The organism is Vreelandella sp. DA03-1M (genome assembly GCF_055725665.1).
Window position 1 is genome coordinate 340,272 of sequence record NZ_CM146798.1, and the last position, 15,985, is coordinate 356,256.

The 15,985-nt window shown below is 54.8% G+C and carries 12 protein-coding genes and 3 rRNA genes; 8 read left to right on the forward strand and 7 right to left on the reverse strand.

Translation table 11 applies throughout. The features are described from left to right. Positions 1-17: 17 nt before the first annotated feature. From ACXUPB_RS01615 to ACXUPB_RS01640, 6 genes are all read right to left on the reverse strand, one after another. The gene (locus ACXUPB_RS01615) at positions 18-467 is read right to left on the reverse strand and encodes a DUF4426 domain-containing protein (protein ID WP_335597373.1); all 450 of its coding nucleotides are present in this window, start codon (positions 465-467) and stop codon (positions 18-20) included. Between the two features lie 40 nt (positions 468-507). Beyond that, a complete protein-coding gene (gene metW, locus ACXUPB_RS01620) occupies positions 508-1,101 on the reverse strand; it encodes a methionine biosynthesis protein MetW (protein ID WP_335597385.1) in 594 nt (197 codons plus the stop codon). Beyond that, positions 1,101-2,297, reverse strand: coding sequence for a homoserine O-succinyltransferase MetX (gene metX / locus ACXUPB_RS01625; RefSeq protein WP_335597374.1), 1,197 nt, complete (start codon positions 2,295-2,297; stop codon positions 1,101-1,103). The genes metW and metX overlap by 1 nt, the downstream gene beginning before the upstream one ends. A gap of 86 nt (positions 2,298-2,383) precedes the next feature. After that, positions 2,384-2,977, reverse strand: a complete 594-nt coding sequence (locus ACXUPB_RS01630) for a YggT family protein (RefSeq protein WP_176304286.1) — start codon at positions 2,975-2,977, stop codon at positions 2,384-2,386. Positions 2,978-3,046: 69 nt separating this feature from the next. After that, positions 3,047-3,871, reverse strand: a complete 825-nt coding sequence (gene proC, locus ACXUPB_RS01635; RefSeq protein WP_472955045.1) for a pyrroline-5-carboxylate reductase — start codon at positions 3,869-3,871, stop codon at positions 3,047-3,049. Between the two features lie 54 nt (positions 3,872-3,925). Further along, positions 3,926-4,642, reverse strand: a complete 717-nt coding sequence (locus ACXUPB_RS01640) for a YggS family pyridoxal phosphate-dependent enzyme (protein ID WP_472955047.1) — start codon at positions 4,640-4,642, stop codon at positions 3,926-3,928. 32 nt (positions 4,643-4,674) lie between these two features. Between ACXUPB_RS01640 and ACXUPB_RS01645 the strand changes: the two genes are divergently transcribed. Next, positions 4,675-5,718: a type IV pilus twitching motility protein PilT gene (locus ACXUPB_RS01645; protein ID WP_008958822.1), complete on the forward strand. Its 1,044-nt coding sequence runs from the start codon at positions 4,675-4,677 to the stop codon at positions 5,716-5,718. Next, complete coding sequence (locus tag ACXUPB_RS01650) at positions 5,711-6,886, forward strand: PilT/PilU family type 4a pilus ATPase (protein WP_008958823.1); 1,176 nt, start codon at positions 5,711-5,713, stop codon at positions 6,884-6,886. Before ACXUPB_RS01645 ends, ACXUPB_RS01650 begins: the two co-directional genes overlap by 8 nt. A gap of 22 nt (positions 6,887-6,908) precedes the next feature. On the opposite strand, the gene ACXUPB_RS01655 is transcribed toward ACXUPB_RS01650, so the two are convergent. After that, positions 6,909-8,048, reverse strand: a complete 1,140-nt coding sequence (locus tag ACXUPB_RS01655; protein ID WP_472955049.1) for an anhydro-N-acetylmuramic acid kinase — start codon at positions 8,046-8,048, stop codon at positions 6,909-6,911. Positions 8,049-8,199: 151 nt separating this feature from the next. On the opposite strand from ACXUPB_RS01655, the gene tyrS reads away from it, so the two are divergent. The 6 genes from tyrS to ACXUPB_RS01685 all read left to right on the forward strand — a co-directional run bounded on the left by tyrS (position 8,200) and on the right by ACXUPB_RS01685 (position 15,969). Next, positions 8,200-9,399: a tyrosine--tRNA ligase gene (tyrS, locus tag ACXUPB_RS01660; RefSeq protein WP_472955051.1), complete on the forward strand. Its 1,200-nt coding sequence runs from the start codon at positions 8,200-8,202 to the stop codon at positions 9,397-9,399. A 464-nt stretch (positions 9,400-9,863) separates the two neighbouring features. After that, a 16S ribosomal RNA gene (locus ACXUPB_RS01665) occupies positions 9,864-11,392 on the forward strand. Between the two features lie 309 nt (positions 11,393-11,701). Continuing rightward, positions 11,702-14,603: ribosomal RNA gene (locus ACXUPB_RS01670) — 23S ribosomal RNA — on the forward strand. A gap of 149 nt (positions 14,604-14,752) precedes the next feature. Beyond that, positions 14,753-14,868: ribosomal RNA gene (rrf, locus tag ACXUPB_RS01675) — 5S ribosomal RNA — on the forward strand. The 16S, 23S and 5S rRNA genes sit together here, the layout of an rRNA operon. 223 nt (positions 14,869-15,091) lie before the next feature. Beyond that, positions 15,092-15,280: a hypothetical protein gene (locus tag ACXUPB_RS01680; RefSeq protein WP_101146656.1), complete on the forward strand. Its 189-nt coding sequence runs from the start codon at positions 15,092-15,094 to the stop codon at positions 15,278-15,280. Between the two features lie 113 nt (positions 15,281-15,393). Beyond that, complete coding sequence (locus tag ACXUPB_RS01685) at positions 15,394-15,969, forward strand: isochorismatase family protein (RefSeq protein ID WP_472955054.1); 576 nt, start codon at positions 15,394-15,396, stop codon at positions 15,967-15,969. Positions 15,970-15,985: the final 16 nt, after the last annotated feature.

Genomic DNA, 15,985 nt, shown 5'->3' on the forward strand with positions numbered 1-15,985 from the left:
CTGACTATAGCTAGTGCTTAGCGATCAATATAAAAACGCTGAATAAAGTTCACCGGTTCGGGGGCGGCGTTACGGTCGTAGCGCACGCTTAACTCAAAACGCATGCTTTCATCTTCACGCATTGTGAAAGGCGCCAGATGGTAGGTGGCATCGCCGTCATGAACGGTGCGAAAGCTGAGGGATTCCTGAACCCCGGTTAAGCCACTCACATGGCCCTGCACGCTGGCATTGACGGCGCGAGTACTGCCATCCTCCTGGCGCTCACGCACGCTAACATTGACCAAGCCACGGTTGGCGCTGCGCTGGAGGTTGTTCGCTTGTGCCACTTCAGGCGTCAAAAAACTGCTGTTCACCGCGCTGTAGTGAATCTCGTAGTTGCCTACAAGGGCGAACTGTTCGGCGTAGGCCGCCGCAGTGGCGAAGAGCGTGCCGACAAGAGCGGCACTGATCATTAATCTGCGGAACATGTCGTGGCTCCTAGGGTTATGTTTAAACGCCATAGAAAATCTAACGCCGGCGAACGCGGAAAATGGCAATTTCACCAAATAGATTGGGCCATAGACGTGATTTCCAGTGGCCTTGATGATCCCCGACACCCACGGCGCGATCAACAATCATCAGGCCTTTCTCGCGACACAAGTGCTCAAAGTCGTTGAATGTCGACAGGTGGATGTTGGGCGTGTCATACCAAGCGTGAGGCAGTGACTTGGAGACCGGCATATAGCCGCGCAGACCCAAATGAACACGGTGGCGCCAGTAGGCGAAGTTGGGAAAGGTGATAATGCCCTCTTCGGCGACCCGCAGCATTTCATCCAGCATTTTATCCGGGCGGCGCAGCGCCTGCAGCGCCTGGGTCATGATCACTTGGTCATAGCTGTTATCGCAAAAGCTACTTAAGCCGTCGTCCAGATTATGCTCAATCACACTCACGCCACGTTCCACGCAGGCATTAATACCGTCATGGTCGATCTCCAGGCCATAGCCTGTCACGCCTTTATTGCGTGCCAAGGTCTCCAGCAGCTCGCCATCGCCGCAGGCAAGATCGAGCACGTGCGCGCCTTTAGGCACCCAGTCGTAAATCAGTTCAAGATCGGCGCGCATCATGGCGTCTCCTCTGAGCCCGTTTCAGTTAGCTTGAGCTCGCGGGCTGCGCGGTTCATAAAGGCGCTGACGATAGCATCGTAGCGTGGCTCTGAGAGTAAGAAAGCATCGTGCCCGTGGGGCGACTCAATGTTGGCGTAGCTCACCGACTTACCTGCACGGGTGAGGGCGTCGACCAGCTCTCGCGAGCGGGAGGGCGGAAAGCGCCAGTCGGTGGTAAAGCTAACAATTAAAAATGGACACTGCGCTGGCGCCAGCGCCTGGGCAAAGTCGCCGCCCTGAGTGGCCGCGGGGTCAAAGTAGTCCAGCGCCTTGGTCATCAGCAGGTAGGTGTTGGCATCGAAAGCGGTGGAAAAGGTATCGCCCTGATAACGCAAGTAGGACTCCACCTGAAACTCAACGTCGAAGCCAAAGTTAAGGTCGTCGCTGCGCAGGTCGCGGCCAAATTTGCTGCCCATGGCGTCTTCTGAAAGATAGGTAATATGGCCTACCATGCGCGCCAGTTTCAGCCCTCGTTTAGGTACGGTGTCGTGCTCAGCGTACCAGCCGTCAAAAAACTCTGGATCTGAGCGAATCGCCTGACGAGCCACTTCGTTAAAGGCGATATTCTGTGCCGAGAGCCGGGGCGTTGCGGCAATCACCACTGCATTGGCGACCCGCTCCGGATAGGTCATGGTCCACTGCATGACTTGCATGCCGCCAAGGCTGCCCCCGACGGCTGCAGCCCAGCGCTCAATTCCCAGCTGGTCGGCAAGTCGCGCTTGGCTGGCGACCCAATCGCTAACCGTCACCATGGGGAATTCGGGCCCCCATTGGCGGCCGGTCTCGGGATTGTGGCTAACCGGCCCGGTGCTGCCGTGGCAGCCACCCAGGTTATTCAGCGAAACAACAAAAAAGCGGTTGGTATCAATCGCTTTGCCGGGGCCAATATGGGCATCCCACCAGCCGGGCTTGCGATCGTCTTCGCTATGGTAGCCCGCGGCGTGGTGGTGGCCGGAAAGTGCGTGGCAAATCAGCACGGCGTTGCTACGCTCAGCGTTCAGCGTGCCGTAAGTTTCGTAAATCAGCTCATAGGCAGGCAGCACTTTGCCACACGCAAGTGCGAGGGGCGTGTCGAAGCGTGCTACGTGCGGAGTGACGAGGCCGACGGATGTCGTCGGCCGGTCTGCAAAGGCAAGCGTGTCTGAATCAGGCATTGAAGGCGCTAGTCCTGCTAAAAAGTGCAACTAAATGAATCAACTCGAATAGATTCATTAAATAAACAGCTGGTAGTCAGCCGCCATCACAACCCAACCAGCGCGCCGGAAATGCCCGCCGCACGAATCATTGAGCCGACCACCAAACCATCAATCAGGTTAATGGCAATAAACACCACGATAGGCGAAAGATCGATCATGCCCAGCGATGGAACCACTTTGCGCACCGGGGCCATAATCGGCTCTACCAGTTGCATTACCAGCAGCGCACCTGGATGGCTGGCGTTAGGCGCTACCCAGCTCAAGATGATCATGACAATCATGGCGAAGAAGTAGATTTTTAAAATCGCATTCGCCAAGGCCGCCACGCCCGCGATCAGCAGGCCAGGAATCGGCGGCATGCCAACGCCAATGACCATGAAAATGGCGACAATGCTGACGACTTTCAAGACAAAGCCTGCCGCTAACGTGGCGAGATCAAAACGACCAGCAACAGGACCCAAAAAGCCCTGAAAAAGACCTACTACCGGCTGGGTGATTTTGACTACCGACTGGCTTAACGGGTTGTAGTAATCCGCCCGCGACGCTTGCAGCAGAAAGCGCAGCATCAGTAAAAAAAGGTAAATATTGATGAGGGTATTTACCAGCATTAACCCTGCACTGCCCAATTCATTGCCCATTATTAAGTCTCCTTGATGATTCGTTGCGAGGCGGTGGCGTTACTGAACCGTTATTTCAGTACTGTTATGTCACTTTCCGCTCAGTTCCTTAGCCATTGCCTGGGCGCGATCGGCACATGCCTGCATGGCGTCGGCAATCGTGGTGCGCAATTGTGCCTCTTCCATGTGTTGAATGGCACGTTCAGTGGTGCCGCCCGGCGACATTACATTCTGTTTCAGCGTGGCCGGGTCTTTATCACTCTGTTGCGCCATCGTAGCGGCACCCAGTGCGGTTTGAATAGCGAGGCGACGCGCGGTGGCGGCAGGCAGGCCGAGTTTAACGGCGGCTTCTTCCATGGCTTCGAACATCAGAAAGAAATAGGCCGGGGCACTGCCGGAAACGGCGGTCACCGCATCTAACAGGGTTTCCTCTTCCACCCATTCGACAATGCCGACCGCTTCCATTAGCTGGGTGGCCGCGTCGCGCTGGTCATCGCTTACTTTCGCATTGGCGTAGAGGCCGCTGGCGCCGTAGCCAACCAGAGAAGGCGTATTGGGCATGCAGCGCACCATAGCGTTGTTGCCACCTAGCCACTGGTCAATAGTGCTGGCATCCAGGCCTGCGGCAATCGAGATAACCAACGGCTGCTGGCGCTGAACGCTGTCGCGCAGCGCTTCACATACGGTGCGCATGATTTGCGGCTTCACCGCCAGTACCACCACATCGGCTTCAGCCACCGCCGCATTGTTGTCGGTATTGGTATTAATACCCAGACGCGCTTTAACCGGTGCCAGTTCGCTATCACTCGGTGCGGTGGCGGTAATAGTAGAAGGCGCGACGCCGCTGTCGATGAGGCCGCCGATAATGGCGCTGGCCATATTGCCAGCCCCAATGAAGGTAATGTTATTCGCCATACCAGGTGTCCTTAAGTAAAAGTATGTTCAGTGTGAAGGTAGGCTACTGCCCGCCTAGGCCGATTGGCGGGCGCCGAAAATCGCGGTGCCTAACCTTACCAGCGTGGCACCTTCCAGTACCGCCGCTTCTAAATCGTCGCTCATGCCCATTGAAAGTGTATCAAGAGGGGCATTCGGCAAGCTGCTCTGTAGGGAGGTTAACGCTTCGCGCAGCGCTGCCAATGGCTGGCGCTGAGCATCTACGCCTTCCGCCGGGGCGGGAATCGCCATTAAGCCGCGCAAGTGCAGGTTGGGCAGCGTGGCGACTTCTTTGGCCAGCTCCTCTAGCTCTTCTGGCAGCACACCGGCTTTGCTCTCTTCGCGGCTGATATTAACCTGCAGGCAGATATTCAGCGGCGCTAGGTGGGTCGGGCGCTGTTCGCTGAGGCGCTTAGCAATTTTTAGACGATCAACGCTGTGCACCCAATCAAAGTGCTCGGCGACCGCGCGGCTCTTGTTGGACTGCAGCGGCCCAATGAAATGCCATACAATGTCGTCAAGATCAGCAAGCTCAGTCTGCTTCTCTAGCGCTTCTTGCAAATAGTTTTCACCAAATTCACGCTGGCCTAACTGCCAAACTTGGCGAATCATTGCCGCAGGTTTGGTCTTGCTGACCGCCAGCAACGTGGCTGCATCCTGGGCGCGTCCCGCGGCTTCTAATGCGTTACGCAGGCGTTCACGTGCCTGATCGTATGAAGAGCCGAGTGACTCGTTAAGCGCGATGTCTGTCATACTCAAGCACCTTACCGCAGCTGGGAAGAGAGATGGATATTACCGAACTGCTAGCATTCTCGGCAAAGCAGAATGCCTCTGACTTGCACCTTTCGGCCGGTTTACCGCCCATGATACGTGTTGATGGCGACATCCGTCGGCTCAATGTGCCCGCTATCGATAATAACGATGTGCGCAAATTGATCTACGACATCATGAATGATCGACAGCGGCGCGACTACGAAGAGCACTTGGAAATTGATTTTTCCTTTGAAGTGCCGGGGGTTGCGCGCTTTCGCGTGAATGCTTTCACTCAAGCGCGCGGTGCAGGGGCGGTGTTTCGCACCATCCCCAATCAAGTGCTCTCCATGCAGACCTTGGGGCTTGGTGAGGTATTTGAGCGCTTAGCGATGTTGCCGCGGGGTTTGGTGCTGGTAACAGGACCCACGGGCTCGGGCAAGAGCACCACACTGGCCGCGATGATCGATTACATTAACGATCATCGTTACGAGCACATTCTCACCATTGAAGATCCTGTTGAGTTTGTCCACGCCAGCAAGCGCTGTTTGATTAATCAACGCGAAGTGCACCGCGATACCCATAGCTTTGCCGACGCGCTGCGCAGTGCGCTGCGTGAAGACCCCGATGTGATCCTGGTCGGAGAGCTGCGTGATCTTGAAACTATCCGCCTGGCGCTTACCGCGGCAGAGACGGGGCACTTGGTGCTGGGGACGCTACACACTACTTCGGCAGCTAAAACTGTTGACCGCATCATTGATGTCTTTCCCGGCGAAGAGAAAGCCATGGTGCGTTCGATGCTGTCTGAATCGCTCCAGGCGGTGGTGTCGCAATCACTGCTTAAACGCCAGGGAGGCGGACGTGTGGCGGCGCATGAAATCCTCATCGCCACTTCGGCAGTACGCAACCTGATTCGCGAAGACAAAGTGGCGCAGATGTATTCGTCCATTCAAACCGGCGGCAGCCTGGGCATGCAAACCCTGGATGCCGCGCTGTCAAGGTTAGTGAAAGACGGTACGGTTAGTTTGGAAGAGGCGCAGCTGAGTGCGAAGGGAACGCTGTCGATGAAGGATGAATAAGGAGCATAGCGTGCCAGATGCCCAACTTTCGCCCACCCAGTGGCTGCATCAACTACTCGATATTATGGTTGAGCAGAACGCTTCTGATTTGCTCATCTCCGTGGGCGCACCGCCCAGTCTGAAAATGCCCGATGGGTTGGTACCGTTGGGTCAGCAGCGTTTAACCGCCCATCAGGTCAACGAACTGGTCACCCACACGCTGCCAGAAGGGTTGCGCGAACGGTTTGCCAGCGAGCATGAAGCGAACTTCGCGCTGAGTCGCGAGGGCAAAGGGCGTTTTCGGGTCAGCGCGTTTCAGCAGCGCAACCAGATGGCGATGGTGGTACGCAGCATCGCGATTGAAATTCCTCGTCTGGAGGCGCTAGGCGTGCCGGAGCAGTTGGCTGAATTAGCTCAGGCTAAACGCGGGCTGGTGCTGGTGGTAGGCGGTACGGGAACCGGCAAATCAACGACTCTGGCAGCGATGATTCAGCAGCGCAACGAGACCGTCGGCGGTCATATCATCAGCATCGAAGACCCGATTGAGTACCTGCACCCGCACAAGCGTGCGATTGTGAATCAGCGGGAAGTGGGGATTGATACCGAGTCGTTTGAGGTGGCGCTTAAAAATACCCTGCGTCAGGCGCCGGATGTGATTCTGATTGGTGAAATCCGCACCCGGGAAACCATGGAGCATGCACTCACCTTCGCCGAAACCGGCCACCTCTGTCTGGCAACGCTGCACGCCAATAACGCCAATCAGGCGTTGGAGCGCATCATTCATTTTTTCCCCCATGAACGCCATGAGCAGATATGGATGGATCTTTCGTTGAATCTGCGTGCGGTCGTTGCTCAGCAACTGCTGCCCACGCTTGCGGGTGGGCGCCGTGCAGCCATTGAGATCATGCTGCAGTCGCCGCGCATTGCCGACTTGATCCGTAAAGGGGAGGTCGCCGAGATTAAAGCAGCGATGGCCAAGTCCCGCGATGCTGGCATGCAGACCTTTGATCAGGCCCTGCATGACCTGCATCAGGCGGGGCATATCAGTAGAGAGGTGGCCATGGCCCACGCCGACTCGGCTAACGACCTGCGCATGCTGCTCAACGTCAGTGACGCCAGAGCGCGTAACCTCTCGCTGGACGAACAGGTGCCGAGTCATTTAAGCCTGCGCGATGGCGATGATTACTAAGCGTTAGCAACGCAGCAAAAAGCTATGCAGCATAAATACCGCCCAGCACCCGCAGGCCCTGCGCACCGGTGACCGAAGGCAAGTTGCCAGGCAGGTGATTCAATCGCTGATGAGCCAGCCAGGCAAAGGCGCCGGCTTCTATCCAGTCTTCAGGCCAGCCATACGCCGATGGCGAAGTTAGCGTGGCGCGAGGCAAGTGATGGGCAAGGCGCTGCATTAAGTAGCCGTTGTGAGCGCCGCCGCCAGCGGTGATCAGCGTGAGCGGGCCCTCATCGGCCCGCAGTTGTTCAATCCCTTGGGCGACACTCACTGCCGTAAGTTCAGCCAACGTCGCCTGCACATCGGCGGCGGCTTCCTGACCGCTAAGATATTTTTGTAGCCAACCCATATGAAATAGCTCTCGTCCCGTGCTTCTCGGCGGCGGCTGCTGGAAGAACGGTTCGGATAGCAATCGAGCTAACAGCGCCTGATCTACTTCGCCGCTCGCGGCCCAATCGCCGTTCTGATCAAAGCGGCCGCCGTGATGCAAGGCAAACCAGCCGTCCAATAAAACATTCGCCGGTCCGGTATCAAAACCAATCACCGGGTCGCTCGGCTGGCTGGAAAGCCAAGTGAGATTGGCAAAGCCGCCCAGATTAAGCACCAGTTGGTGTGCGTCTGCTCGACCAAATAGCGCCTGATGAAACGCCGGTGCTAACGGTGCGGCCTGACCTCCAGCGGCTAGGTCACGGCGTCGGAAATCGGCCACCACCGTGCAGCCGGTAAGCTCTGCCAGCAAGCTAGGGTTATCCAACTGAAGAGTATAGGCCGGGCCGCCGTCGTGGCCTTTGGGGGCGTGCTCGATAGTCTGGCCATGACTGCCTATCGCGCTGATCTGTTCTACATCCACTGAGAGCGGCGCTAATAACTGGTGCACGGCTTGGGCTTGGCATTGGCAGAATGCGTGCTCAGCGGCTGCGAGCTGCGCAAAACTTACCTGCTCTGCATGGCACAGTTTAAACAGTAGGTGATGCATCTCATCGGGCATCGGTTCGGCGTGGGTTGCTAATAGTCGCGGTGGTAAGTCATCTTCGATAGCGATAAGCGCCGCATCAATACCGTCCAGGCTAGTGCCGGACATCAAGCCAATATAATAAAGCGGCGAAGCGGTCGGTGATTTCATAAGCAAACTCGTACAAAGCGTGGCTAATATCCAGCCAGGGCTAAAACAAGGCCAAACCAAGGCTCAACCAGGGCGAACGAGCATGGTAACATCGTCGGCTATTTATCACCTGAGCCCGTTAAAGGGCGGTTCTTTATAGTGGAGAGAGGCAATGAGTGAGGTGGATCAGGCTTTAGCACTGCTGTCGCGGGGTACGCATGAAATCCTGGTAGAGGATGAGTTAAAAAAGAAGCTGGCTTCAGGCCGCAAACTGCGTATTAAAGCGGGTTTTGATCCCACGGCCCCTGATCTGCACTTGGGGCACAGCGTACTGTTAACCAAAATGCGCCAGTTTCAGGACTTGGGGCACACGGTTATCTTTTTGATCGGCGACTTTACCGGACGTATTGGTGACCCCACCGGTAAAAACGTAACGCGCAAACCGCTCACTGAAGAGGACGTGAAAGCTAACGCTGAAACCTATAAGGAGCAGGTGTTTAAAATCCTCGATCGTGAAAAAACCGAAGTGCGCTTTAACGCCGAATGGTTTAGCGAGCTTTCCGCCGCCAAAATGATTGAGCTGGCGGCGCAAAGCACCGTGGCGCGTATGCTCGAGCGGGACGACTTTGAAAAACGCTATAAAGCCAATCAGTCCATTGCCATCCACGAATTTCTCTACCCGCTGGTACAGGGCTACGACTCGGTGGCGCTTGAGGCAGATGTGGAGCTTGGCGGTACCGACCAGAAGTTCAACCTGCTGATGGGGCGCGAGATTCAAAAGCACTTTGGTCAGGAGCCTCAGGTGGTAATCACTATGCCGCTGCTGGAAGGATTAGACGGCGTGCAGAAGATGTCGAAGTCGTTGGGCAACTATATAGGTGTCGATGAAGCACCGGGCTCCATGTTCAACAAGCTGGTCTCCATGCCGGATAGCCTAATGTGGCGCTACTTTGAGCTGCTCTCTTTGAAATCGAATGAAGAGATCGACGCGCTGAAACAGAGCGTTGAGCAGGGTGCGAACCCGCGGGACGTTAAAATGGAGCTGGCGCGGGAGCTGATTGCTCGTTACCACGGGGACGAAGCAGCAGCCAATGCGCATAAGTCGGCGGGTAATCAACTTGCCGATGGCGAACTCCCGGAAGACCTACCGGAGGTGACGGTCGATTTCGAAGGCAGCGAGCAAGCGCCCATTGCCGCCGTGCTAAACAGAGCAGAGCTCGCCAACAATAGCGCCCAGGCTAAAGACATGCTGGGTAATGGCCGCGTTAAGGTCGATGGCGACGTCGTCGCCAAAGACACTATGCTGGCGACAGGTAAGAGCTATGTGATTCAGGCGGGCAAGAAACGTTACGCCCGTGTGACGCTTGTTTGAATTTTTTGTGCTTATTTTCCATGAAGGTCTTGCCAACCCGACAGCGAATCCGTAAAGTACGCATCCGCTGCCGGGGACGCCAAGCGTTACCAGCGGTGTATAAGGTGTAAAAGCCTTGGTTTGTCAGGAAGTTAGAGCCAGTTGTATCGCTCGCTTCAGTCGCTAAAAACAGCGGTTGACAACCACCAGGAAATGCGTAAAATACGCCTTCCTCGCTGAGGCAAGCCAAGTCAACGGCGGCCAGATTGCTTTTACAGTAATCAATTAGCGAAAACAGCTCTTTAACAATTTGATCAGGTAATTCATGTGGGCGCTTGCTGATGTTGGTGACAAATCACTAAATATCAAGGCAAGCGAACATATCGATACTTTTCGAAGTATCACAGTGAATTCGTTTGAACCTTGAGCCAAGTTTGGTTCGCTTCTGTCGCTTTCGAGTGGCAGGTAAGAACCGCATAGATCTTAAACTGAAGAGTTTGATCATGGCTCAGATTGAACGCTGGCGGCAGGCCTAACACATGCAAGTCGAGCGGTAACAGGTCCTTCGGGATGCTGACGAGCGGCGGACGGGTGAGTAATGCATAGGAATCTGCCCGGTAGTGGGGGATAACCTGGGGAAACCCAGGCTAATACCGCATACGTCCTACGGGAGAAAGGGGGCTTCGGCTCCCGCTATTGGATGAGCCTATGTCGGATTAGCTAGTTGGTGAGGTAACGGCTCACCAAGGCGACGATCCGTAGCTGGTCTGAGAGGATGATCAGCCACATCGGGACTGAGACACGGCCCGAACTCCTACGGGAGGCAGCAGTGGGGAATATTGGACAATGGGGGCAACCCTGATCCAGCCATGCCGCGTGTGTGAAGAAGGCCCTCGGGTTGTAAAGCACTTTCAGCGAGGAAGAACGCCTGTCGGTTAATACCCGGCAGGAAAGACATCACTCGCAGAAGAAGCACCGGCTAACTCCGTGCCAGCAGCCGCGGTAATACGGAGGGTGCAAGCGTTAATCGGAATTACTGGGCGTAAAGCGCGCGTAGGTGGCTTGATAAGCCGGTTGTGAAAGCCCCGGGCTCAACCTGGGAACGGCATCCGGAACTGTCAGGCTAGAGTGCAGGAGAGGAAGGTAGAATTCCCGGTGTAGCGGTGAAATGCGTAGAGATCGGGAGGAATACCAGTGGCGAAGGCGGCCTTCTGGACTGACACTGACACTGAGGTGCGAAAGCGTGGGTAGCAAACAGGATTAGATACCCTGGTAGTCCACGCCGTAAACGATGTCGACCAGCCGTTGGGTGCCTAGCGCACTTTGTGGCGAAGTTAACGCGATAAGTCGACCGCCTGGGGAGTACGGCCGCAAGGTTAAAACTCAAATGAATTGACGGGGGCCCGCACAAGCGGTGGAGCATGTGGTTTAATTCGATGCAACGCGAAGAACCTTACCTACCCTTGACATCCTGCGAACCCGGAAGAGATTCCGGGGTGCCTTCGGGAACGCAGAGACAGGTGCTGCATGGCTGTCGTCAGCTCGTGTTGTGAAATGTTGGGTTAAGTCCCGTAACGAGCGCAACCCTTGTCCTTATTTGCCAGCGAGTAATGTCGGGAACTCTAAGGAGACTGCCGGTGACAAACCGGAGGAAGGTGGGGACGACGTCAAGTCATCATGGCCCTTACGGGTAGGGCTACACACGTGCTACAATGGCCGGTACAAAGGGCGGCGAGCTCGCGAGAGTCAGCGAATCCCTTAAAGCCGGTCTCAGTCCGGATCGGAGTCTGCAACTCGACTCCGTGAAGTCGGAATCGCTAGTAATCGTGAATCAGAATGTCACGGTGAATACGTTCCCGGGCCTTGTACACACCGCCCGTCACACCATGGGAGTGGACTGCACCAGAAGTGGTTAGCCTAACGCAAGAGGGCGATCACCACGGTGTGGTTCATGACTGGGGTGAAGTCGTAACAAGGTAGCCGTAGGGGAACCTGCGGCTGGATCACCTCCTTAAACGATGCGTCACAGTGAGTAAGCGTCCACAATGAATTACCTGATCAGAATGCTGTTACTACGCAGTGATAAGTGTTTTTGTTTTTTCACGTTAAAAAGAAAAAATAGCTTTTAAGGTTTTAAAGGTTTTTTCTTCTTTTTAAGTCGAAAGAACGCTTATCACTGCTTCTAGCAGTCGCTCTTTAACAATGTATATCATGCTGACAAGAACACTTCTTACGAAGTGCTTCTTAAATTGTGATACGCGTCAGCGTATCCGGCAAAATGAAACGTGATCATTGCGAGATACCAGACTCCTTCGGGTTATAGGGTCAAGCAATGAAGCGCACACGGTGGATGCCTAGGCAGCCAGAGGCGATGAAAGACGTGGTAGCCTGCGATAAGGCTCGGTGAGGTGGCAACAACCTGTGACCCGGGCATTTCTGAATGGGGAAACCCACTGACCATAAGGTCAGTATCGTGCATTGAATACATAGATGTACGAGGCGAACCAGGGGAACTGAAACATCTAAGTACCCTGAGGAAAAGAAATCAACCGAGATTCCCCTAGTAGCGGCGAGCGAACGGGGACCAGCCCTTAAGCATGTGACTGATTAGGCGAACAGATTGGGAAGTCTGGCCGTAGCGGGTGATAGCCCCGTAGTCGAAAATCTGATCATGTGAAATCGAGTAGGTCGGGGCACGAGAAACCTTGACTGAAGACGGGGGGACCATCCTCCAAGGCTAAATACTCCTGGCTGACCGATAGTGAACCAGTACCGTGAGGGAAAGGCGAAAAGAACCCCGGAGAGGGGAGTGAAATAGATCCTGAAACCGTGTGCGTACAAGCAGTCGGAGCCCACTTGTTGGGTGACGGCGTACCTTTTGTATAATGGGTCAGCGACTTATATTCAGTGGCGAGGTTAACCGTATAGGGGAGCCGTAGGGAAACCGAGTCTTAACTGGGCGACACAGTCGCTGGATATAGACCCGAAACCGAGCGATCTATCCATGAGCAGGGTGAAGGTTGAGTAACATCAACTGGAGGCCCGAACCAGGATCTGTTGAAAAAGATTTGGATGACTTGTGGATCGGAGTGAAAGGCTAATCAAGCTCGGAGATAGCTGGTTCTCCTCGAAAGCTATTTAGGTAGCGCCTCACGTAGTACCGCCGGGGGTAGAGCACTGTTTCGGCTAGGGGGTCATCCCGACTTACCAACCCGAGGCAAACTCCGAATACCGGTGAGTAGAGCGTGGGAGACACACGGCGGGTGCTAACGTCCGTCGTGAAAAGGGAAACAACCCAGACCGTCAGCTAAGGTCCCGAAATCCTGGTTAAGTGGGAAACGATGTGGGAAGGCTCAGACAGCTAGGAGGTTGGCTTAGAAGCAGCCATCCTTTAAAGAAAGCGTAATAGCTCACTAGTCGAGTCGGCCTGCGCGGAAGATGTAACGGGGCTAAACCAGGTACCGAAGCTACGGGTTCATCCATTAGGATGAGCGGTAGAGGAGCGTCGTGTAAGCCAATGAAGGTGAATTGAGAAGTTCGCTGGAGGTATCACGAGTGCGAATGCTGACATGAGTAACGATAAAGGGAGTGAAAAACTCCCTCGCCGGAAGACCAAGGGTTTCTGTTCGACGCTAATCGGAGCAGAGTGAGTCGGCCCCTAAGGCGAGGCCGAAAGGCGTAGTCGATGGGAAACGGGTCAATATTCCCGTACCGGACATGGTTGCGATGGGGGGACGAAGAAGGCTAGGTGAGCCAGGCGTTGGTTGTCCTGGTGAAAGTGAGTAGGCTGAGGGTTTAGGCAAATCCGGACCCTTAAGGCCGAGACACGAAACGAACTGACCACGGTCAGGAAGTCACTGATGCCACGCTTCCAGGAAAAGCCTCTAAGCTTCAGATCATGTGCGACCGTACCCCAAACCGACACAGGTGGTCAGGGAGAGAATCCCAAGGCGCTTGAGAGAACTCGGGTGAAGGAACTAGGCAAAATGGTGCCGTAACTTCGGGAGAAGGCACGCCGGCGTAGGGTGATGAGACTTGCTCTCTAAGCCCGAACCGGTCGAAGATACCAGGTGGCTGCAACTGTTTATTAAAAACACAGCACTCTGCTAACGCGCAAGCGGACGTATAGGGTGTGACGCCTGCCCGGTGCCGGAAGGTTAAATGATGGTGTTAGCCCCTCTCTTGTAGAGGGCGCGAAGCTCTTGATTGAAGCCCCGGTAAACGGCGGCCGTAACTATAACGGTCCTAAGGTAGCGAAATTCCTTGTCGGGTAAGTTCCGACCTGCACGAATGGCGTAATGATGGCCACGCTGTCTCCACCCGAGACTCAGTGAAATTGAAATCGCCGTGAAGATGCGGTGTACCCGCGGCTAGACGGAAAGACCCCGTGAACCTTTACTATAGCTTCACACTGGACGCTGATGTTGCCTGTGTAGGATAGCTGGGAGGCTTTGAACTCTGGACGCCAGTTCGGAGGGAGCCACCCTTGAAATACCAGCCTGGCATCATTGGCGTTCTCACTCAGGTCCGTTATCCGGATCGAGGACAGTGTGTGGTGGGTAGTTTGACTGGGGCGGTCTCCTCCTAAAGAGTAACGGAGGAGCACGAAGGTACCCTCAGCACGGTCGGACATCGTGCATTGAGTGCAAGAGCATAAGGGTGCTTGACTGCGAGACAGACACGTCGAGCAGGTGCGAAAGCAGGTTCTAGTGATCCGGTGGTTCTGTATGGAAGGGCCATCGCTCAACGGATAAAAGGTACTCCGGGGATAACAGGCTGATACCGCCCAAGAGTTCACATCGACGGCGGTGTTTGGCACCTCGATGTCGGCTCATCACATCCTGGGGCTGAAGTCGGTCCCAAGGGTATGGCTGTTCGCCATTTAAAGTGGTACGCGAGCTGGGTTTAGAACGTCGTGAGACAGTTCGGTCCCTATCTGCCGTGGGCGTTGGATGTTTGAGAAGGGCTGCTCCTAGTACGAGAGGACCGGAGTGGACGACCCTCTGGTGTTCCGGTTGTCACGCCAGTGGCATTGCCGGGTAGCTATGGTCGGACGGGATAACCGCTGAAAGCATCTAAGCGGGAAGCCCCCTTCAAGATGAGACATCCCTGAGGCCTAGAGCCTCCTGAAGGGCCCAGCGAGACCAGCTGGTTGATAGGCACGGTGTGGAAGCGCTGCAAGGCGTTGAGCTAACGTGTACTAATGGCCCGTGAGGCTTGACCCTATAACACCCAAGGGGTCTGGTCGTAATGATGACGAGACATTCAAAAGCCGGATACGCGGCGTGTGGCCTGGCTCAAACGAGCAGGCGGCACAGTGAGACGATCACAATGTAGCAACCGCTAGTCAGCATGATAGACATTAAAAGTTACGCCTGACGACCATAGCACGCGTGAACCACCTGATCCCTTGCCGAACTCAGCAGTGAAACCGCTTAGCGCCGATGGTAGTGTGGGGTCTCCCCATGCGAGAGTAGGTCATCGTCAGGCACTTATACCACGAAGAACCCAGCCACCCGGCTGGGTTTTTTGTGTGCGTGCAAGAAAAGTCGTTACTTTTTACAGAAGCGATTTTTTCTTAGCACTCTGAAAAATAAGTTTTTTAAATATATTTATAACAATAGCTTGCGTATTTAGCATGGTATTGTTGCCAAGCAGCATCTAGTATTATGCTGCAGGTGCAAGATTTAAAATCTCAGGAGGAGGAAACGATATGACGACGGAATTAGCCAAAAAGTTAGCAATTGCCCTATTTATGGCGTTAATGGCAGGCGGGCTTGTCGCCTGTGATGATCAAGGCCCAGCTGAAGAAGCGGGTGAAAGCATTGACGAAAGTGCAGAAGAAGCCGGTGAGAGCATGGAAGAGCTCGGTGAAGATATGGAAGAGGCTGCCGAAGACTAGGCAGAAGAAGCATGTAATTGCTACGTTAGCAAAGCAGCCGCTGAAAAGCGGCTGCTTTGTTTTTGTGTCGTGTCTATTATGATTCCAATAATGATAAAAATTAAGGAGGCGCTGTGCAGCTACAACGTGAGAAAAGCCTACTGCTGATGGTCGATTTTCAGGCTGGCCTGCTGCCTGTGATTGAAGGTGGTCAAGAGGCCGTTACCGAGGCGGCTTGGCTAGGTGGAATGGCTTGCCTACTTGAAGTGCCGGTGTGGTTAACCGAGCAGAACCCTGAAAAACTAGGTGGTACCGCACCATCTCTATTGGCCGCACTAAACGATTATCAACTGTGGCAAAAACAGCATTTCAGCGTGATGGCAGAAGCTGAATTTGAATCAGCATTAAAAGCATCAGGAAAGACGCAGATTGTACTGTGTGGAACAGAAGCGCATATCTGTGTGCTGCAAACGGGGTTGGGGTTGCTAGCGGCAGGTTACGAGCTGTACTGGCTTAGCGAAGCGTCTGCCAGCCGTCGACCACAAGAGGCTACGATGGCGCGTGAGCGTGCATGTGCAAGCGGTGCTGTGGCTGTGACAGCGGATATGGTGGCTTATGAGTGGCTACACCGCTGTGACACGGCGCAATTTAAAGAGGCGCACCAGCGGTTTCTAAAGCCGCGTTCTTCACGCCCCGTGCGTTTTTTCTAGGCTGTAATAGCCCGGC